Source organism: Actinacidiphila paucisporea, from assembly GCF_900142575.1.
GTDB lineage: Bacteria > Actinomycetota > Actinomycetes > Streptomycetales > Streptomycetaceae > Actinacidiphila > Actinacidiphila paucisporea.
Map to the genome: position 1 here is coordinate 463,844 of NZ_FRBI01000001.1, position 19,369 is coordinate 483,212.

Consider the following 19,369-nt stretch of genomic DNA (forward strand, 5'->3'; position numbering starts at 1 on the left):
GCCCCCGCCGGGGCGCCCCTTCTGACGTCGGGTCGCGCTCTGGCCAACGCATTGGGTACGCGACACGCAGGATGAGAAGTGCGGCTTTGCCGCAATTGCTGTGTCATGGGTAACGAAGTGTCATTTGTGACCCATGAGGAGGCACGCGATGCGCGGAGCCACGCGCGTGAAGTGGGCCGTCGGCGTGACCGTCGTCGCCCTGACGGCCGCCGCCTGCGGCAGCAGCGGTGACAGCGGCGGAAGCGGCAGCTCGACGGGCGGCAGCGGCGGCGGCATCGTACGGGCCTCCTGGGGCGACCCGCAGAACCCGCTGGAGCCGGCCAACACCAACGAGGTGCAGGGCGGCAAGGTGCTCGACATGGTCTTCCGCGGGCTGAAGATCTACAACCCGAAGACCGCCAAGGCCGAGAACATGATCGCCCAGTCGATCACGTCCACCGACTCGCAGAACTTCGACATCAAGCTCAAGACCGGCTGGACCTTCAGCAACGGCGAGCCGGTCAACGCCGACTCCTTCATCAACGCCTGGAACTTCGACACCCAGCTGAAGAACGCCCAGCTCAACGCCAGCTTCTTCAGCTACATCGACGGTTACGACAAGGTGCACCCCGACGCCCAGGGCGCGAAGGCCTCCGCGACCACGCTGTCGGGCCTCACGAAGGTCTCCGACACCGAGTTCAAGGTCAGGCTCAACCAGAAGTTCGCGCTCTTCCCCGACACCCTGGGCTACGCGGCCTTCGACCCGCTGCCGCAGGCGTTCTTCACCAACCGTCAGGCGTGGCTCGCCAAGCCGATCGGCAACGGACCGTACGAGATCTCCTCGTACACCAAGGGCTCCAAGATGGAGCTGAAGAAGTGGGACGGCTACAAGGGCCCCGACCCGGCGCAGAACGGCGGGGTCGAGCTGCGGGTCTACACCGACAACAACACCGCGTACACCGACCTGCAGGCCGGCAACATCGACCTGGTCGACGACATCCCGGTCACCCAGCTGCGGAACGTCAAGAGCGACCTCGGCAGCCGCTACATCAACGAGCCGGCCGGCATCATCCAGACCATCTCCTTCCCGCTGTACAGCCCGCGCTGGTCCTCGGCGAACTCGGCGAAGGTCCGGCAGGGCCTGTCGATGGCGATCAACCGCCAGCAGATCACCGACCAGATCTTCCAGCAGACCCGCACCCCGGCCACCGACTGGACCTCCCCGGTGCTCGGTGACGCCGGCGGTTACAAGGCCGGGCTGTGCGGCCAGGAGTGCACCTTCAACGCGAGCAAGGCCAAGCAGCTGATCGCCGAGGGCGGCGGCCTGCCCGGCGGCAGGATCACCATCTCCTACAACGCGGACACCGGCTCGCACAAGGAGTGGATCGACGCGGTCTGCAACAGCATCAACAACGCGCTGGGCAACAACAAGGCCTGCGTCGGCGCCCCGGTCGGCACCTTCGCCGACTTCCGCAACCGCATCACCAGCAAGCAGATGAACGACCCCTTCCGGGCCGGCTGGCAGATGGACTACCCGCTGATCCAGGACTTCCTGCAGCCGCAGTACTACACCGGCGCCTCGTCGAACGACTCGCACTACAGCAACGCCAACTTCGACAAGCTGGTCAACCAGGCCAACGCGGCAGGCTCGGCGAGCGACTCCGTGAGCACGTTCCAGAAGGCGGAGAAGCAGCTGGTCACCGACATGCCCGCGATCCCGCTGTGGTACCAGAACGGCAGCGCCGGCTACTCGACCAACCTCTCCAACGTCGCGCTGAACCCCTTCAGCGTGCCCGTCTACAACGAGATCAAGGTCAAGTGACACCGCGGCCGGGAGCCGCCGCACCGGTCGGAGCACCGGCGCCGGCGGCCCCCGGCCCCCTTACTCCCCGGAACTCCCCGGAAGGCTCCGTATGGGACGCTATGTGATCCGGCGGCTGCTCCAGATGATCCCGGTGTTCATCGGCAGCACGTTCCTGATCTTCTTCATGGTCTACGCGCTCGGCGACCCGGTCGCCGCGCTGTTCGGCGACCGCGCGCCCGACCCGGCCACCGCCGCGCAGATCCGGGCCGACCTGCACCTCAACGACCCGTTGTGGAAGCAGTACCTGATCTACATGAAGAACATCTTCACCGGTGACTTCGGCACCGCCTTCAACGGGGAGTCCGTCACCAGCCTGATGGGCAGCGCCTTCCCGGTCACCATCAGGCTGACCATCGTGGCGATCCTCTTCGAGATCGTCATCGGCATCGCGCTGGGCGTGCTGACCGGCATGAAGCGCGGCAAGCCGGTGGACACCGGGGTGCTGCTGCTCACCCTGGTGGTGATCTCGGTGCCGACCTTCGTCACCGGTTACGTCCTGCAGTACCTGTTCGGCGTGCAGTGGGGGTGGGTCAGCCCCTCGGTCTCCCCCGAGGCGCCCTTCAACGAGCTGATCCTGCCGGGACTGGTGCTGGCGCTGGTCTCGCTCGCCTACGTCACCCGGCTGACCCGCACCTCGATCGCCGAGAACACCCGCGCCGACTACCTGCGCACCGCGGTCGCCAAGGGGCTGCCGCGGCGCCGGATCATCGTCAGGCACCTGCTGCGCAACTCGCTGATCCCGGTGGTCACCTTCATCGGCACCGACGTCGGCTTCCTCATGGGCGGTGCCATCGTCACCGAGCGGATCTTCAACATCCACGGCGTCGGCTACCAGCTCTACCAGGGCATCCTGCGCAACAACGCGCCGACCGTGGTCGGCTTCGTCACCATCCTGGTGCTGGTCTTCCTGATCGCGAACCTGCTGGTCGACCTGCTCTACGCGGTCCTGGACCCGAGGATCCGTTATGCCTGAGAACAACCCGCTGGACCCGGAACAGGGCCCCATCGCCCCCGGCGGCGGCTACGGCGCCGGCATGGACCTGGCGGCCTCCGACGCCGACACCCTGGAGCGCGCCCCCGGCCACGGCCAGGAGCCGGGCGGCCCGGCGGGCAAGCCGCGCAGCCTGTGGTCCGACGCCTGGCGCGACCTGCGGCGCAACCCCGTCTTCATCATCTCGGTGCTGATCATCCTCTTCCTGGTCTTCATCTCGCTGTGGCCGGGCACCATCGCCACCCAGGACCCGCTCCAGGCCAACCTGCAGAAGTCGCAGGCCGGCTCCGAGCCCGGCCACCCGTTCGGCTTCGACTCGCAGGGCCGCGACGTCTACACCCGGGTGGTCTACGGGGCCCGCGCCTCGGTCACGGTCGGCGTGTGCGCGACCGCCGGGGTGGTGCTGCTCGGCAGCGTGCTGGGCGGCCTGGCAGGCTTCTTCGGCGGCTGGTGGGACGCGATCCTGTCCCGGATCAGCGACGTCTTCTTCGGCATCCCGGTGGTGCTGGGCGGCCTGGTCTTCCTGTCCGTGGTCACCAACAGCACCGTCTGGCCGGTGGTCGGCTTCATGGTGCTGCTCGGCTGGCCGCAGATCGCCCGTATCGCCCGCGGCTCGGTCATCACCGCCCGGCAGAACGACTACGTCCAGGCGGGCAGGGCGCTGGGTGCCGGCAACTCCCGGCTGCTGCTGCGGCACATCGCGCCCAACGCCGTCGCCCCGGTGATCGTCGTCGGCACCATCGCGCTGGGCACGTACATCGCCCTGGAGGCCACGCTGTCCTACCTCGGCGTCGGCCTCAAACCGCCCACCGTCTCCTGGGGGATCGATATCTCCGACGCGTCCAACCAGATCCGCAACGCCCCGCACATGCTGCTGTGGCCCGCCGGCGCGCTGAGCCTGACCGTCCTGGCGTTCATCATGCTCGGCGACGCGGTGCGCGACGCCCTCGACCCCAAGCTGCGCTGAGGAGCCCGCCGATATGGCCACGAGTGTCGAGCTGAGCACCGAAGAAGGCGGTACGTACAGCGGGCCGCTGCTCGACGTACGCAACCTGCACGTGGAATTCCGCACCAGGGAGGGGGTCGCCAGGGCGGTCAACGGCGTGGAGTACTCGGTCGACGCGGGCGAGACCCTCGCCGTGCTCGGCGAGTCGGGCTCCGGCAAGTCGGTCACCGCCCAGGCGATCATGGGCATCCTGGACTCGCCGCCGGGCTTCGTCACCCAGGGGAAGATCATCTTCCAGGGCCGCGACCTGCTCACGCTGGGCGGCGAGGAGCGCCGCAAGGTGCGCGGCGCCCGGATGGCGATGATCTTCCAGGACGCGCTGTCCTCGCTCAACCCGGTGCTGAACGTCGGCGAGCAGCTGGGCGAGATGTTCACCGTGCACCGCGGGATGTCCCGCAAGGAGGCCCGCGCTCGCGCGGTCGAGCTGATGGAGCGGGTGCGCATCCCGGCCGCCAAGGAGCGGATCAGGAGCTATCCGCACCAGTTCTCCGGCGGTATGCGGCAGCGGGTGATGATCGCCATGGCGATGGCGCTGGAACCCGAGCTGATCATCGCCGACGAGCCCACCACCGCCCTCGACGTCACCGTGCAGGCCCAGGTGATGGACCTGCTCGCGGAGCTGCAGCGCGAGTACAACATGGGGCTGATCCTGATCACCCACGACCTCGGCGTGGTCGCCGACGTCGCCGACAAGATCGCGGTGATGTACGCGGGGCGCATCGTGGAGACCTCGCCGGTCCACGACATCTACCGGGCCCCCGCCCACCCGTACACCAAGGGCCTGCTCGACTCGATCCCGCGGCTGGACCAGAAGGGGCAGGAGCTGTACGCGATCAAGGGCCTGCCGCCGAACCTGCTGCACATCCCGTCGGGCTGCGCCTTCCACCCGCGCTGCCCGAGGGCGCGGGACGTCTGCCGCACCGACGACCCCCCGCTCTACCGGGTCAGCCAGCACCGGGCCAGCGCCTGCCACTTCTGGAAGGAGACCCTCGGTGACGACAGCGTCCCGTCCGACGACACCTGAGCCGTCCGACGGCAGGCCCGCGGACCGCGAGCCGATCCTCCAGGTGCGCGACCTGGTCAAGCACTTCCCGCTGACCCAGGGCATCGTCTTCAAGCGGCAGGTCGGCGCGGTCCAGGCGGTCGACGGGGTGAGCTTCGACCTCTTCCCCGGCGAGACGCTGGGCATCGTGGGCGAGTCCGGCTGCGGCAAGTCCACCGTCGCCAAGCTGCTGATGAACCTGGAGGAGCCGACGTCGGGGGAGATCCTCTACCGCGGCGAGGACATCACCAAGCTGTCGGGGCGCGCCCTCAAGGCGGTGCGGCGCAACATCCAGATGGTCTTCCAGGACCCCTACACCTCGCTCAACCCGCGGATGACGGTCGGCGACATCATCGGGGAGCCGTACGAGATCCACCCGGAGGTGGCGCCCAAGGGCGACCGGCGCAAGCGGGTGCAGGAGCTGCTGGACGTGGTCGGGCTCAACCCCGAGTACATCAACCGCTACCCGCACCAGTTCTCCGGCGGCCAGCGGCAGCGCATCGGCATCGCCCGCGGCCTGGCGCTGCGGCCGGAGGTCATCGTCGCCGACGAGCCGGTCTCGGCGCTGGACGTGTCGGTGCAGGCGCAGGTGGTCAACCTGATGGAGCGGCTGCAGGACGAGTTCAACCTGTCCTACATGTTCATCGCGCACGACCTGTCGATCGTGCGGCACATCTCGGACCGGGTCGGCGTGATGTACCTGGGCAAGATCGTGGAGGTCGGCGCCGACGCCGAGATCTACGAGCACCCCACCCACCCGTACACCCAGGCGCTGCTGTCCGCGGTGCCGGTACCCGATCCGGAGGCGCGCCAGTACCGGGAGCGGATCATCCTGTCGGGTGACGTCCCGTCGCCGGCGAACCCACCCTCCGGGTGCCGCTTCCGCACCCGCTGCTGGAAGGCGCGGGAGCGCTGCGTGGTCGAGGAGCCGCTGCTCGCGGTGCCCGAGGCCTTCCGCGGCACCGGCGGCCCCGCCGCGCACGACTCGGCGTGCCACTTCGCGGAGGAGAAGCCGGTCGTACCGCGCGAGCGGTGAGGCCGGCCCCACCGGGTCCCGCGGCCGGAGCCGTACGGGCCCGGGGCCGTACGGACCGCGCCGGGGCCGTTCGGCGCGGTCCGTACGGCGGCTCACTGCGGACGGTCGGAGACGTCCTCGAGCGCGGCGAGTGCCGGGTCCATCACGATGTCCTCGTCGCGCGCGGCGATCGTCGGCTCCTCGGGGAAGTGGCAGGCGGTCAGATGCCCCTCCTCGGCGCCGGCCAGCCGGATCAGCGGCGGCTCCTCGACGGCGCACTTGTCCGCGGCCTTCCAGCAGCGGGTGCGGAAGCGGCACCCGGAGGGCGGGTTGATCGGCGACGGCACGTCACCGGCCAGCCGGATCCGCTCGCGTTCGCGCTCCTCGCCCTCCAGCTCCACCTCGGGCACCGCCGACAGCAGCGCGTGGGTGTACGGGTGGCGCGGGCGCTGGTAGATCGAGTCCCGGTCGCCGACCTCCACGATCTTGCCCAGGTACATCACCGCGACCCGCTGGGAGAAGTGCCGGACGATCGCCAGGTCGTGCGCGATGAACAGGAACGCGATGCCCATCTCGCGCTGCACCTGCTGGAGCAGGTTGACCACCTGGGCCTGGATGGAGACGTCCAGCGCCGAGACCGGCTCGTCGGCCACGATCAGCCTGGGTTCCAGCGCCAGCGCCCTGGCCACCCCGATGCGCTGCCGCTGGCCGCCGGAGAACTCGTGCGGGAAGCGGTTGAAGTGCTCGGGGTTGAGGCCGACGGTCTCCAGCAGCTCGCGGACCCGTTTCTCCCGGCCGCCGGGCGGGTTGATGCCGTTGATCTCCATCGGGCCGCCGATGATGGTGCCCACCGTCTGCCGCGGGTTCAGCGACGAGTACGGGTCCTGGAAGATCATCTGGATCTCGGACCTGACCGGCGCCAGCTCCTTGCGGGTGGCGTGCGAGATGTCCTGGCCGCGGTAGCTGACGGTGCCCGCGGTGGGTTCCAGCAGCCGGGTGATCAGCCGCCCGGTGGTGGACTTGCCGCAGCCGGACTCGCCGACCAGGCCGAAGCTCTCGGCCGCCCGCACGGTCAGGTCGATGCCGTCCACCGCCTGCACCGTGCCGACCTGGCGTTTGAACGGGAAACCGCCCATCACGGGAAAGTGCTTGGTGAGCCCGCTGACCTGCAGCAGGGTCTCGCCGGCCGGTTCGCCGGCGGCGGCCGCTGCCGGTGCCTTGGACAGTGAGATGTCGTTGCTCATGTGATGCCTGCCTGCCACTCTTCTCTCGCGGGCTGACCGGTCAGCCGAGCCGCGGCTGAATCGTCTCGATGAACACGGACCGCTTCTGCTCGCCGGTGAGATGGCACGCGGAGCCGCGGCCGTCCGGCAGTTCCGGCCGCTCGGTGGCGCACCGGCCGCCGCCGACCAGGTCGGTGAAGCCGCAGCGCGGATGGAAGGCACAGCCGGGCGGCGGGGAGAGCAGGCTCGGCGGCGCCCCCGGGATCGGCGTCAGCGGCTCCGTCACGTCCGACATCAGCCGCGGCATCGACCCCAGCAGGCCCCAGGTGTAGGGGTGCTGCGGCTCGCGGATCAGCTCGCGCACCGAACCGCGCTCCACGGCCCGCCCCGCGTACATCACCAGCAGGTCGTCGGCCACGTTGGAGACCACGCCCAGGTCGTGGGTGATCAGGATGATCGCCGAGCCGAACTCCTGCTGGAGGTCCTTGAGCAGGTCGAGGATCTGCGCCTGCACGGTCACGTCCAGCGCGGTGGTCGGCTCGTCGGCGATCAGCAGGTCGGGGTTGCACACCAGCGCCATCGCGATCATCGCCCGCTGCCGCATACCGCCGGAGAACTGGTGCGGGTAGTCGTCCACCCGCATGCGCGGCTGCGGGATGCCGACCTTCTCCAGCATCTCGATCGCCCGCTCCCGGCCCTCCCGCTTGCTGACGCCCCGGTGCTTCACGTACGGCTCGGCGATCTGCCGGCCGACGGTGTAGTACGGCGACAGCGCCGTCAGCGAGTCCTGGAAGATCATCGCGACCTTGTCGCCGCGCAGCTTCTCCAGCGTTCGGTTGCTCGCCCCGGTCAGCTCCTGGCCGTCCAGCAGGATCTCGCCGGCGACCTCGGTGGTGGCCGGGTTGTGCAGCCCCAGCACGGTCAGGTTGGTCACCGACTTCCCGGAGCCCGACTCGCCGACGATGCCCAGCGTCCTGCCGCGCTCCAGGTCGAACGACAGCCCGTCGACTGCCTTGACGATGCCGTCCTCGGTGGAGAAGCGCACGTACAGGTCGCGTACCGACAAGAACGCGTCGGACGCGGCCGGGGCGGCGTCCTCGGCGAATTCCCCCGGTTTGGTCATGGTGGTCACTGACGGTCTCCTAGGACAGCCGCACGCGCGGGTCGATGAACGCGTAGGCGGCGTCCACGAGGATGTTGAACAGGACGATCAGGGCGGCGCTGAAGAGCATCACGCCCATGAGCATGGGCAGGTCCGTCTTGGTCACCGAGTCGATCGCCAGCCGCCCGAGGCCGGCGAGCTGGAAGGTGTACTCGGTGATCATCGCGCCGCCGAGAAGCGATCCGAGGTCGATGCCCAGGATGGTGACGATCGGGATCAGCGATCCGCGCCAGGCGTAGCGGAAGAAGACGTACGCGCTGGACATGCCCTTCGCGCGGGCGGTGCGGACGTGCTCCTCCTGGAGCTGCTCGATCATCGTGGAGCGCGACATACGCGTGTAGTTCGCGGTGAACAGGATCGACAGCACGCACCACGGGATCAGCAGCCCGTTGAACCAGGACAGCGGATTGTCCGTGAACGGCACGTACTTGGGCTGGTCGAGGATGTGGTTGTTGTAGACCAGCAGCGCCAGCACGATCGGGCCGACGAAGTAGATCTGCATCGAGCTGAGCACCAGAGAGGCGGAGCTGAAGACCTTGTCGACCGTGGTGCCGCGCTTCCACGCGGCGAGCATGCCGGTGCCCAGGCCGAACAGCAGGAAGACCACCATCGCGCCGAGCGCCAGCGACAGCGTCGTGGGCAGCCGGTCCATCAGGGTCGGCCAGACCGGCTCGCTGTTGGCGAAGGAGTAACCGAAGCAGGGCGCGGGGCAGTTGCCGGTCGAGAAGCGGTGACCGGTGAAGATCCGCACCATGTAGTGGTAGTACTGCACCGGCACCGGGTGGTCGAGGCCCAGGTTGTGGTGAATGGTCCTGAGGTTGTCCGGGGTGCAGTTCTTACCGCAGGACAGCAGCGCCGGGTCGTGGGGTATCGCGAAGAACAGGAAGAACGTGAAGGCGCTGATGAACAGCAGGATGACCACAGCGCCGAGCGTCCGGCGGACGAGGAATCGAAGCATGGCGGTCGCAGCTCTCTGAGGACGGCGGCGGTGGTGGACCGGCGGGCGCCCCGGTGGGGCCGGACGGTGTCCGGCCCCACCGGGAAGGTGCGCCGACGGTTACGGCTTGAGGTAGAGCTTGGTGGCGTCGATGCCGGCCGACATGTTGTTGTACACGGCACCGCCGATCTTGGAGCCGAACAGCTGCAGCTCCTTGTAGTAGACGGTCGGCACGGCGGGGATGACCTTGGTCTCGATGTAGGTGTTCAGCGCGAACCACGCCGCCTGCGCCTGCTTCGGGTCGGTCAGCGCCGAGATCCGGTCGATCTCGCTGTTGATGTGCGGGTCGTTGACGTGCGAGTAGTTGGGCGCCTGGTCGGAGATGGTGCGGCCGTCGAAGATCGGCGGGATCACCGTCAGCGGGCTGGGCCAGTCCGAGCCCCATGCCTGCGCGTACATGTCGTACGGGTTGTCGACCTTGCCGACCAGGTCGTAGTAGGTGTCGGCGGGCAGCTCCTTGCGCTGCACGTCGAAGCCGGCGGCCTTCAGGGCGGCGGCGATGGACACCGAGTACTGCTGGCCCGCCGTGCTGTTGGCGTACGCGTAGGTGATCTTGGTGTTCAGCTTGCCCGCGTCGGTGAGGATCTTCTTGGCCGCGACCTGGTCGCCGTTGGGGTTGGCGACCTTGCCCAGCGGGTCGGCCTTCTGGTAGCCGGCCAGCGCGGGGCTGATGAAGCCGCCCGCGTACTCGGCGCCGTAGGACGCACCGAGCGCCTGGTAGACGGACTTGGTCGGGATCGCCAGCGCCAGCGCCTTGCGGACGTTGATGTCGGTGAGCTTCTTCATGTTGAAGTCGATCTGGCCGACGAAGGGCTGGTAGCCGGCCACCGTCCGCTTGTAGATCGCCGGAGTGCCCACCACGGTCGGGGTGTTGTTGGTGTCGACGGTGTTGTCGAAGCTCACCGAGGTCTGGTTGTCACCCGAGTCGGACATCAGCCGCTTGGTGGAGTCCTCGTTCTGGTGGTTGAAGGTGATCGCGAACGAGTCCACGTACTGGTGCCGGGCCGAGTCGGTGTTCGGGTCCCAGTTGGGGTTCTTCACCAGGGTCATCGACTTGCCCTGGTCGAAGGACTTGATCTCGTACGGACCCGAGGCGACCGGCGCCTTGTCGTACTTCGCCTGGGTGTCCTTCGCGGAGTCGACCACGGTGTAGCCGGGCATCGCGAACAGGTAGGGGGTGTCGCTCTGGGCCTTCGGGAAGTGGAAGACGACGGTCTTCGCGTCCGGCGTGGCCAGCAGGGTGTCCGGCAGGTGCTTGCCCTTGTACGGGCCGTCCGGCAGCAGCTTGCGGTAGTCGGTGCCGGTGACGTTGGCCAGCCACTGCTGCAGGTACGCCGGGCCGTTGGTCACGAACGGGGCGAACATCCGCTCCACCGACCAGCGGATGTCCTTGGACGTGATCGGCGTGCCGTCCTGGAACTTGATGCCGTCCTTGAGGTGGTACGTCCAGGTCTTGCCGCCGTCGGACGACTCACCGCTGTTGGTGGCGAGGTCGCCGACCACGGTGTAGTTGCCCTTGTTGTCCAGCTTGTACGTCGTCAGGCCGCGGTGGATCAGGGTGGCGAGCTGGCCCTCGTTCGACACGTAGATCTGGGCCGGGTCCAGGTGGGTGTAGCTGTCGCGCTCCAGCACGTTCATCGTGCCGCCGCTCACCGCGCCCGGGACGGGCTCGGCCGGACCCTTCGATGCGGCGTCGTCACCGAAGGTGATCTGCGACGCGAGCTGCTGGGCGCTCTTGCTCTGCTTCGCCCTCGCGTCCTTGTTCTCGGTGGTCTTGCCGCCCCCGCCCCCGCCACTGCTGCATGCGGTGAGGACCAGCGCGCCGGCGGCGACCGCCACCAGCGCGGCTCGGGTTCTACGCACGTAGAGTCTCATATCGGTTCTTGCACCCCTGTTCGTTGATGCTGTGAGCTGCCTGAATCGGCCCGGTGCGGGGCGACGCCGCCCCCACAACGGTGTCGCTAACGTGCGGCCTTCGGGTCGAATGCGTCCCGGACCGAATCCCCGAGGAGGTTGAACGCGACGATGAAGATCACCATCGCGATGCCCGGGAAGAACATGTAGGTGAGGTCGTTCTGGTAGATCTCGCCGCCGATCGCGAACATCCGTCCCCAGTCGGGCGTCGGCTCCACGAGCCCGACGCCGAGGAAGGACAGTCCGGCCTCCGCGGTCACGAAGGTCGGCAGCATCAGCGTGCTCTGCACGAGGATCGGCGTCACCAGGTTCGGCAGCAGCTCACGGCGGACGATCCGCCACGACGACGCGCCGGTCACCCGGGCGGCCTCGATGAACTCCCGCTCGCGCAGGCTCAGTACCTGGCCGCGCAGCAACCGGGACAGGCCCATCCAGCCGAGGAACCACTGCACCGTGATCAGCGCCACCACCCGCAGATACGTGGGCGTCTCGTCGACCGGGCTCACGAAGACCGCGGTGACCACCGGCATGACGGCGACGAAGAACAGCTGCGCGGGGAAGGCCATCAGCAGGTCGGTGATCCGGCCGACGAAGTAGTCCACCCTGCCGCCGAGGTAGCCGGCCGAGATGCCCAGCAGGATCGCGGTGACCGTCACGGCGATCGTCACCGCGAGCGCGATGCCCAGCGAGGTGCGGATGCCGTAGATCAGCTGGGTGAACACGTCCCGCCCGAGGTTCGGCTCGATGCCGAACCAGAAACGGCCGCTCATCCCGCCGTTGGGCGCGATCGGATAGCCGAAGTCGTTGAGCAGGCCCGGCTCGTTCTGGCCGTAGAGCGTGTACGGGTCCTTGCCGTACAGCTTCGCAATGACCGGCGCGAGGATCGCGACCACGAAGAAGAAGCCGACCACGTAGGCCGATATCACCCCGGTGCGGTCCCGCTTGAACCGCAGCCACATCAACTGGCCGGGGGACCGCCCGACCAGCTCGGCCGCGACGGCGGGATCGGCGGCGGTGGTGGTCTCATCCGGTTCCCCGGGCGGACCGGAGACCGTGGTCTCGGTGGAACTCGTCATCGCGATAGCCCCCGCAACGGTAATGGGACGGCGCGACGGGTTGGCGCGTCGCGAGTTGCCCGGACTGTCGCAATGAAAGCAACTTCCAGTCAAGAGGGTGCGGAGGGAAGAAAGCGTGCCCCACTGCTTCTTGAGCGAACATTGAGCAGATCGTCTTCCGGATGTGCTTGACAACTCTCGGGCGCAGCGGGCTTGTCGGACTTGTCCGGACCAAACGCGTTAACATGCGAGCAACTTGACTGTCGTCTGACCGATATACGGACCAGCGGTCTTGCTGTCCGTACGCCATGCGCTCCCGCCCCCGGGCGTGACTGCCTCTTGCGGTGCGTCGCTCGCCTGCGGCTGCCGTCATGGTGGCGCGCGGCGGTTCTCCCTCGGTGCTTCACCGAGGGAGAACTGCGCGCGCGAGCACGAGGCCGGGAAAGACGCGACGCCACCGCATGTGGCAGCCGCTGGGGCGGAGGGTCAGGCCTGCGCGGCGAGCGAGCGGCGCAGGAAGTCGACCTGGAGGAGCAGCAGATTCTCCGCGACCTGCTCCTGGGGGGTCATGTGGGTGATGCCGCCCGACAGGGGGAGGACCTCGTGGGGGCGCCCGGCCGCCAGCAGGGCCGTGGACAGCCGGAGGGTGTTCGCCACCAGGACGTTGTCGTCGGCGAAGCCGTGAACGATCATCAAAGGCCGCGCGGGAGACGCCAGTTGCGGGATGCCGTCGGCGGTGACGACCGAGTTGAGGTCGTAGGCCTCGGCCTGCTCCGCCGGGTGGCCGAGGTAGCGCTCGGTGTAGTGCGTGTCGTACAGCCGCTGGTCGGTCAGCGGGGCGCCGGCGACCCCGGCGTGGAAGACGTCGGGCCGGCGCAGCACCGCGAGCGCGGCAAGCGTGCCGCCGAAGGACCAGCCGCGGATCGCGACCCGGCCGAGGTCGAGCGGGAAGTCCTCCGCGAGCGCGTGCAGCGCGTCGATCTGGTCGGCCAGGACCACCTCGGCGAGCCGCCCGCCGGCGATGCCCTTCTCCCACCCGGGGGAGCGCCCCGGCGTCCCGCGGCCGTCCGCCACGATCACCGCGAAGCCCTGGTCGGCGAACCACTGCGAGACCAGGTGCGGGTTGTGCGCGGCCAGCACGCGCTGGCCGTGCGGACCGCCGTACGGGTCCATCAGCACCGGCAGCGGGCCGTCGCCTTCCGCGTAGCCGGTGGGCAGCAGCACCGCGCACGGGATGCTCCGCTTCCCGGCCTCGGTGAAGCGCACCCGGGCGGTCAGCGACGGGGTCTCGGCGTGGGAGGCCACCTCGGCGACCTGCCGCCCCGCGCGCAGGACGCGGACCGCCGCACCCGGGCGGTCGGGCACCGCGGAGACCAGCACGGTGACCTCGCCCGCGCGCACCGCGGAATGCACCCCGGGCTCCCGCGTGACGCGGACCGGGCCTTCCGGGGTCACCCGGTGGACATGGATCTGCCCGGTCTCCTGGTCGGCGGCGTCAGGACCCGCCGAGGCGCTGACCAGGATGTCGTCGCCGCCCGCGTCCAGCACCGCCCGCACGTGCAACTCGCCGTCGGTCAGGGCGGTGTCACCTGCCATCAGAACCCGGACGCCGTCCACGTCGGTGATCCGCAGCAGGGTCCCGTCGGGCCGCAGAGCCGGCACGCCGGGGAAAAGATCAAGCCAAATTCGATCTTCCTCGGCGACCGCGGTGCTGGTCGCACCCGTCGCGAGGTCCACCGTCAGGTAGTGCTGGGTGCGCTGGTCGCGTGCCTGGACCAGCAGCACCGGCGGCCCCGCGGCCGTCCAGTGCACCGCCGCCAGATACGGGAAGCGCTCCCGGTCCCACGTCACGTCCAGCCGGGCGCCGTCGAGGCCCAGCAGCGCCAGCGACACCTCCGCGTTGGCCGTGCCCGCCGCCGGATAGGCCACCTCGACCGGGGCCCGGTCGGGCTGCGCCGGCTCGGAGATCCAGCGCCGCGCCACCCCCGACTCGTCCACCCTGGCGGCCAGCAGCGCGGAGCTGTCCGGCGCCCACCAGAAGCCGCGAGAGCGGCCCATCTCCTCGGCCGCGACGAATTCCGCGAGCCCCCACGTCACCTGGTCGCCGTCGGGCTCGGCGAGAGCCCGCTCGCCCGTGCCGTCCGCCGCGACCACCCGCAGCGCGCCCCCCGCCGCGTACGCCACCCACCGGCCGTCCGGCGACGGTCGCGGGTCGACCACGGGACCGGGCACCGGCAACTCGCGCGCGCCGCCGCCGTCCGGCAGCAGCGAGGCGGTGAACAGCCGCCCCGACAGCGCGAAGGCGGCGACCGCCGCGGCGCCGTCCACCGCATAGGCGACCACGCCCGCGGAACCCTCCCGGCTGCGCTCCCTGCGGGCCTTCTCGGCCGCCGGCAGGTCCTCCTGCGAGCCGCCCAGCAGCGCCACCGGGTCGGCCGCCACCCGCTCGCCCGGCGCCGCCCCGCCCGCCGCCGGCAGGTCCAGCACCCACAGCAGTTGGGCGGTGTCCGTACCCGACCGCGACCGCAGGAAAGCCACCCGCTCGCCCCCGGGCGCGACGGCGAAAGCCCGCGGCGCCCCGAGGGTGAACCGCTGCGTTCGTGCGTGCTGCCGCGGGAATGAGAGGTACGTCATACCCGGCACAGTAGGGGGTGCCACCGACAACCGCCTCCGAATAACCGCCGGATGGCCCCGCAGGCCCCCCGACCAGCGCAGCAGTACCCCTTGTCGAATTCACGCCGGGGCCCTCCGGTGGCCGGATCTGGTCATGCGCCCCCGCGTGCTTCCGTGCTCCGACATATGCGGTGGCACGGAAAGTTATGATCCGTTGCCGTGGGTGGGTAATAAGCATGTGGCAACTGACATGAACCCTGCGTACCTGGAGGTGAGCCGCTGTGGCACTCTCGATTTCGGCGGTGCTGCTGCTGCTGATCATCGTGGTCCTGCTGATCCGCAGGTCCGGCCTGAAGACAGGCCACGCCATCGCATGCACGCTGCTGGGCTTCTACCTGGCGAGTTCGTCCTGGGCGCCACAGATCACCGACCTCACCAACAACGTCGCGGGAATGATCTCCGACATCAAGTTCTGAGTGCCACCGGCGGGGGCCGTAGGCTTTCGCCATGACCGACCGATCCACCCCGCCCGCACGTCCCGCGCGCCGGCTGCTGCTCGTCCACGCCCACCCGGACGACGAGACGATCAACAACGGCGCCACCATGGCGAAGTACGCGGCGGAAGGTGCCCTCGTCACCCTCGTCACCTGCACGCTGGGCGAGGAGGGCGAGGTCATCCCGCCTGAGCTGGCCCACCTGGCGTCCGACCGGGACGACACCCTGGGCGACCACCGGATCGGCGAGCTGGCGGCGGCGATGTCGGAGCTGGGCGTCACCGACCACCGCTTCCTCGGCGGCCCCGGCCGCTACCGCGACTCCGGCATGATGGGCGTCGCCCAGAACGAGGTGGCCGACTGCTTCTGGCAGGCCGACCTCGACGAGGCGGCGGGCCACCTGGCCGAGGTCATCCTGGACGTACGCCCGCAGGCGCTGGTCACCTACGACGACAACGGCGGCTACGGCCACCCCGACCACATCCAGGCCCACCGGGTCGCCCTGCGCGGCTACGAACTGGCCGCGGACCAGGGCCACCGGGTCGACCGGGTCTTCGAGATCTGCGTCCCGCGGTCGGTGGTCGAGGAGGGCTTCGCCCGCCTCGCGGAAGCCGGCCGCGACTTCCCCTTCGAGCAGGTCGCCTCCCCGGACGACGTGCCGGGCGTCGTGGACGACGACCAGGTCACCGTGGCGATCGACGGCAGCGCCTACACCGACCGCAAGACCGCGGCGATGCGCGCGCACGCCACCCAGATCGCCGTGGACGGCCCGTTCTTCGCGCTGTCCAACGACCTCGGGCAGCCGTTCTTCGCGACCGAGTACTACCGCCAGGTGCGCGGTGAGGCCCTCGGCGGCGGGCCTTCGGGCGCCCCGGCCGGCGACCTCTTCGACGGCGACGGCGACTTCAACGGCGGCGACAGCGGCGACGACGGTCGGGGGAGCGCGTCATGACCACCCCCGTCACGCTCGGCCGCATCCTCGGCTACCTCGGCCTCGCCGTCCTCGGCGCCCTCGTCGCGCTCGCCGGGGCGCTCGTCCAGGACGGCTGGTTCCCCGGCGGGCTGTTCCTCGCCCTCGCGGGCTGCGCGGCCCTCTTCTACGGCGGTCTGAAGGCCACCGGCAGCCGTGTCGGCGTGGCCGTGCCGGCCGCCGTCTGGCTCGTCTCGGTGCTGCTGCTCAGCTCCAGCCGCCCCGAGGGCGACTTCCTCTTCGCGGCGGGCGCCTCGGCCTACCTCTACCTCCTCGGCGGCGCCCTGGTCGCGGTGATCTGCGCCACTCTGCCCCAACTGACCTCATCCGGGGCGAATACCGCCTGACTTGGCGGGCAGGGGCAACCGCATGGTTGGCTGAGCGCGAGCGTTCCGGCCGACCAGGGTCGCGGTCACCGGCAGGTCGGTATGGTGGGGCCGCCGGCGAGCCGCAAGCGGAGAACAGTGTCGGGCGGCGAAGCTAACCGGGAGAGCCTGCTTTGACTCGTGAAACAGACAGTTCGTCCTCAGGGCCCCAGGGCCGCGGCGGCGCCGCGTACCCCTCGGGGACCCCGCCCTACGGCAGCCGTCCCTTCCCCTCCCTGCACCCGCAGGAGCGGACGCGGCAGCCGGGGGAGCCGGACGACGGCACGGCGCAGGACGCCGAGGCCGCCGCGACGCCGCCGGCCGAGGAGGCGCCCCGGACCGAGACGACGCTGACGACCCGGATCCGTATCAACATCCCGGGCTCGCGCCCGATCCCGCCGGTCGTCGTCCGCACCACGGTCGACGAGTCCGCCGCCGCTGCCGCGGCGGCCGCCGCGCAAGCCCCCGCGCAGGCCGACCCCGCCCCCGAGGCGGAGGCCCCGCCTGAGCCGGAGCCGGAGAAGACCAGCGACTGGTTCGCCCCCCGCAAGACCTCTCCGGCCGCACCGCCGTCGAGCCCGGCTCCGGCGGCCCCCTTCGGGCGGGACGACACGTCGGGCGGTTCGAACTCGTCGCCGTACGGGTCGGACGCTCTGGCCGGTGGCACGGGCTCGTCGCCGTACGGGTCGGACGCTCTCGCGGGTGGCACGGGCTCGTCGCCGTACGGGTCGGACGCTCTGGCCGGTGGCACGGGCTCGTCGCCGTACGGGCGGGACGACTCCACCGGTGGCATGTCGCTGCCGTTCGGCGACGGCTCGGTGCCCGGAGGGGCGCCGGCCTCCCCGTACGGGCAGGGCGACGCGGCCGCGCCCTTCGGGCGGGACGACTCCCAGGGTGGTGCGCCCGGGACCGCGGAATCGAGCGGGAACGTGCCGCTGCCGGTGCGCAACCCCGGCGGTGGCAGGGGAGCGGCCCCCTCGGGCGGCTCCGGCACGCCCGGATCGCTCTTCGGGGTCGCGCCGGACGAGTCGACGGGCAGCACGCCCTACCTTCCGCCGCCGGTCGGCTCCGCCCCCGGTGAGGGCGAGGCGGCGCGCGGGTCGCACGACACCCCGGCGGGCGGCTTCGCCGCCCCCTTCGCGAACGAGGCGCCGCCCTTCGGCGCGGGCTCGCCCTTCGACACCGCCGCCATGCCCGCCGTGGACGGCGACCGCTCGCCGTACGACACCGGGTCGCAGTCGTTCGACACCGCGGCCATGCCCGCCGTGGACGACGGCCGCTCGCCGTACGACACCGGGTCGCAGCCGTTCGGTACGGCCGACTTCCCGGCCGGGGTGCCGCGCCCCAGCGAGGAGTCCTTCCCGGGCGACGAGGACCCGCTCGGCATGCAGCCGTACGGCCCGACCGCAGGCCCCGCGACCGGCACCATGAACATCCCGCCGGTCACCCCGGAAGCGGTCCGGCCGCCCACCGGCCCGAACGGCTTCCGCCCGCCCGTACCCGGCTCGGGGCAGGGCCCCGTGTCCGGCGACACGGTGGTCAGCGGCATCCCCGCGGTGCAGCCCGGCGAGTCCCGCGCGCCCCGGCAGGCGCCCCCGCGGGCCGCCTCGCCCGGCCCCGCGCCCTCGTCCGCCAAGCCGCCGGCCCGTACCGCGCCGGCACCGGCCGCCGAGGCCGCGCCGCCAGCCGCCGCCCGCCCGGCGAAGAAGAAGGGCCGCTCCAAGCCGGTGCTGCTCGGCGTCGCCGTCGGCGTCGTCCTGGTCGTGGCCTACGGCGCCGGCCTGCTCATGAACCACGCCGACGTGCCCAAGGGCACCACCGTGCTCGGGGTGGACATCGGCAACCAGAACCGCGACGCGGCCGTCAAGATGCTCGACACCGCGCTCGGCAACCGCGCCACCGCGCCCCTCCAGCTCACCATCGGCGGCCAGAAGCGCAGCCTCAAGCCGTCCGTGGCCGGCCTGTCCATCGACACGGACGCCACCGTGCGGGACGTGGCGCACGCCGACTACAACCCGGTCTCCGTCATCGGCTCCCTCTTCGGCGGCAGCCGCACCGCCGACCCGGTCTTCGTCGTCGACGAGGACAAGCTCAAGGTCGCCCTCCAGTCACTGGCCGGCGCGGGCACCGGCGGCAGCGACGCGATGGTGCGCTTCGAGGACGGCAAGGCGATCGGCGTGCCCGGCACGCCCCGCAAGACCCTCGACGTGGCGGCCGCGACCGCCCAGGTCGAAGCGGCCTACCGCACCCGCGCGGAAACCGGCGCCGACAGCCCGGTGGCGCTCAACGCCACCACCTCGCCCCCCAGGGTCTCGCAGGCCGAGCTCGACAAGGCCGTCAACGGCTTCGGCAAGACCGCGATGTCCGGCAAGGTGACGGTGCGGGCGGACGCCGCCCACACGATCTCCTTCAACAGGACGCTGCCCCAGTTCCTCACCATGGTCGCCACCCCGCAAGGGACGCTCACGCCGCACATCGACCTCGACAAGCTCAAGTCGCTGTACGGCCAGAAGTTCGACAACGTTCTTGTGAAGCGGGCGGACGGCTCGAAGACCCAGGTCACGCCGCAGGACGTGGCGACGGCGCTCCTGAAGGCACTCAGCGCCACCTCCCCGTCCGACCGCACGGTCACCCTCTCCGACGTGGCCTGACCCGGGGCCCCGTCCTCCCGACCTCCCG

Annotated in this window: 15 protein-coding genes; 9 read left to right on the forward strand and 6 right to left on the reverse strand. The window is 70.4% G+C overall.

Annotated elements, in window-relative coordinates; genetic code table 11:
• Positions 1-148 precede the first annotated feature (148 nt).
• From BUE44_RS02185 to BUE44_RS02205, 5 genes are all read left to right on the forward strand, one after another.
• Positions 149-1,801 (forward strand): peptide ABC transporter substrate-binding protein, encoded by a 1,653-nt coding sequence (locus BUE44_RS02185; protein ID WP_073492988.1) that lies wholly within the window; start codon positions 149-151, stop codon positions 1,799-1,801.
• Between the two features lie 91 nt (positions 1,802-1,892).
• Complete coding sequence (locus BUE44_RS02190; protein ID WP_073492990.1) at positions 1,893-2,816, forward strand: ABC transporter permease; 924 nt, start codon at positions 1,893-1,895, stop codon at positions 2,814-2,816.
• Complete coding sequence (locus BUE44_RS02195; RefSeq protein WP_073492992.1) at positions 2,809-3,801, forward strand: ABC transporter permease; 993 nt, start codon at positions 2,809-2,811, stop codon at positions 3,799-3,801. The genes BUE44_RS02190 and BUE44_RS02195 overlap by 8 nt, the downstream gene beginning before the upstream one ends.
• Before the next feature lie 13 nt (positions 3,802-3,814).
• On the forward strand, positions 3,815-4,864 hold the full coding sequence (locus tag BUE44_RS02200) for an ABC transporter ATP-binding protein (RefSeq protein ID WP_073492994.1): 1,050 nt from the start codon (positions 3,815-3,817) through the stop codon (positions 4,862-4,864).
• The gene (locus tag BUE44_RS02205; RefSeq protein WP_073492996.1) at positions 4,833-5,918 is read left to right on the forward strand and encodes an ABC transporter ATP-binding protein; all 1,086 of its coding nucleotides are present in this window, start codon (positions 4,833-4,835) and stop codon (positions 5,916-5,918) included. The genes BUE44_RS02200 and BUE44_RS02205 overlap by 32 nt, the downstream gene beginning before the upstream one ends.
• Positions 5,919-6,010: 92 nt before the next feature.
• Here the strand turns inward: BUE44_RS02205 and BUE44_RS02210 are convergent, their stop codons facing one another.
• From BUE44_RS02210 to BUE44_RS02235, 6 genes are all read right to left on the reverse strand, one after another.
• The gene (locus tag BUE44_RS02210) at positions 6,011-7,141 is read right to left on the reverse strand and encodes an ABC transporter ATP-binding protein (RefSeq protein WP_073492998.1); all 1,131 of its coding nucleotides are present in this window, start codon (positions 7,139-7,141) and stop codon (positions 6,011-6,013) included.
• A gap of 40 nt (positions 7,142-7,181) precedes the next feature.
• Positions 7,182-8,252 carry an ABC transporter ATP-binding protein gene (locus BUE44_RS02215; RefSeq protein ID WP_073493000.1) on the reverse strand — a complete coding sequence of 357 codons (1,071 nt, stop codon included), beginning with the start codon at positions 8,250-8,252 and terminating at the stop codon, positions 7,182-7,184.
• 10 nt (positions 8,253-8,262) lie between these two features.
• Positions 8,263-9,240, reverse strand: a complete 978-nt coding sequence (locus BUE44_RS02220) for an ABC transporter permease (RefSeq protein WP_073493002.1) — start codon at positions 9,238-9,240, stop codon at positions 8,263-8,265.
• 99 nt (positions 9,241-9,339) lie between these two features.
• The gene (locus BUE44_RS02225; RefSeq protein ID WP_322939347.1) at positions 9,340-11,142 is read right to left on the reverse strand and encodes an ABC transporter substrate-binding protein; all 1,803 of its coding nucleotides are present in this window, start codon (positions 11,140-11,142) and stop codon (positions 9,340-9,342) included.
• A 98-nt stretch (positions 11,143-11,240) separates the two neighbouring features.
• On the reverse strand, positions 11,241-12,269 hold the full coding sequence (locus BUE44_RS02230; RefSeq protein ID WP_073493007.1) for an ABC transporter permease: 1,029 nt from the start codon (positions 12,267-12,269) through the stop codon (positions 11,241-11,243).
• A 465-nt stretch (positions 12,270-12,734) separates the two neighbouring features.
• Entirely contained in the window at positions 12,735-14,882 is a 2,148-nt protein-coding gene (locus BUE44_RS02235) for a S9 family peptidase (RefSeq protein WP_073493009.1), read from the reverse strand.
• A gap of 260 nt (positions 14,883-15,142) precedes the next feature.
• On the opposite strand from BUE44_RS02235, the gene BUE44_RS02240 reads away from it, so the two are divergent.
• From BUE44_RS02240 to BUE44_RS02255, 4 genes are all read left to right on the forward strand, one after another.
• A complete protein-coding gene (locus BUE44_RS02240; RefSeq protein ID WP_073493011.1) occupies positions 15,143-15,337 on the forward strand; it encodes a hypothetical protein in 195 nt (64 codons plus the stop codon).
• A gap of 31 nt (positions 15,338-15,368) precedes the next feature.
• Positions 15,369-16,307 (forward strand): N-acetyl-1-D-myo-inositol-2-amino-2-deoxy-alpha-D-glucopyranoside deacetylase, encoded by a 939-nt coding sequence (gene mshB / locus BUE44_RS02245; protein WP_073493013.1) that lies wholly within the window; start codon positions 15,369-15,371, stop codon positions 16,305-16,307.
• Complete coding sequence (locus BUE44_RS02250; protein ID WP_073493015.1) at positions 16,304-16,672, forward strand: DUF6113 family protein; 369 nt, start codon at positions 16,304-16,306, stop codon at positions 16,670-16,672. Before mshB ends, BUE44_RS02250 begins: the two co-directional genes overlap by 4 nt.
• A gap of 152 nt (positions 16,673-16,824) precedes the next feature.
• Complete coding sequence (locus tag BUE44_RS02255) at positions 16,825-19,341, forward strand: hypothetical protein (RefSeq protein WP_073493016.1); 2,517 nt, start codon at positions 16,825-16,827, stop codon at positions 19,339-19,341.
• Positions 19,342-19,369 lie beyond the last annotated feature (28 nt).

Excerpts from the sequence above, each read along its gene's own strand:
- BUE44_RS02195 (WP_073492992.1), top strand. The coding sequence starts at position 2,809 with ATGCCTGAGAACAACCCGCTGGACCCGGAACAGGGCCCCATCGCCCCC.
- BUE44_RS02230 (WP_073493007.1), bottom strand. The coding sequence starts at position 12,269 with ATGACGAGTTCCACCGAGACCACGGTCTCCGGTCCGCCCGGGGAACCG.
- BUE44_RS02190 (WP_073492990.1), top strand. The coding sequence starts at position 1,893 with ATGGGACGCTATGTGATCCGGCGGCTGCTCCAGATGATCCCGGTGTTC.
- BUE44_RS02220 (WP_073493002.1), bottom strand. The coding sequence starts at position 9,240 with ATGCTTCGATTCCTCGTCCGCCGGACGCTCGGCGCTGTGGTCATCCTG.
- mshB (WP_073493013.1), top strand. The coding sequence starts at position 15,369 with ATGACCGACCGATCCACCCCGCCCGCACGTCCCGCGCGCCGGCTGCTG.
- BUE44_RS02200 (WP_073492994.1), top strand. The coding sequence starts at position 3,815 with ATGGCCACGAGTGTCGAGCTGAGCACCGAAGAAGGCGGTACGTACAGC.
- BUE44_RS02210 (WP_073492998.1), bottom strand. The coding sequence starts at position 7,141 with ATGAGCAACGACATCTCACTGTCCAAGGCACCGGCAGCGGCCGCCGCC.
- BUE44_RS02235 (WP_073493009.1), bottom strand. The coding sequence starts at position 14,882 with ATGACGTACCTCTCATTCCCGCGGCAGCACGCACGAACGCAGCGGTTC.
- BUE44_RS02250 (WP_073493015.1), top strand. The coding sequence starts at position 16,304 with ATGACCACCCCCGTCACGCTCGGCCGCATCCTCGGCTACCTCGGCCTC.
- BUE44_RS02185 (WP_073492988.1), top strand. The coding sequence starts at position 149 with ATGCGCGGAGCCACGCGCGTGAAGTGGGCCGTCGGCGTGACCGTCGTC.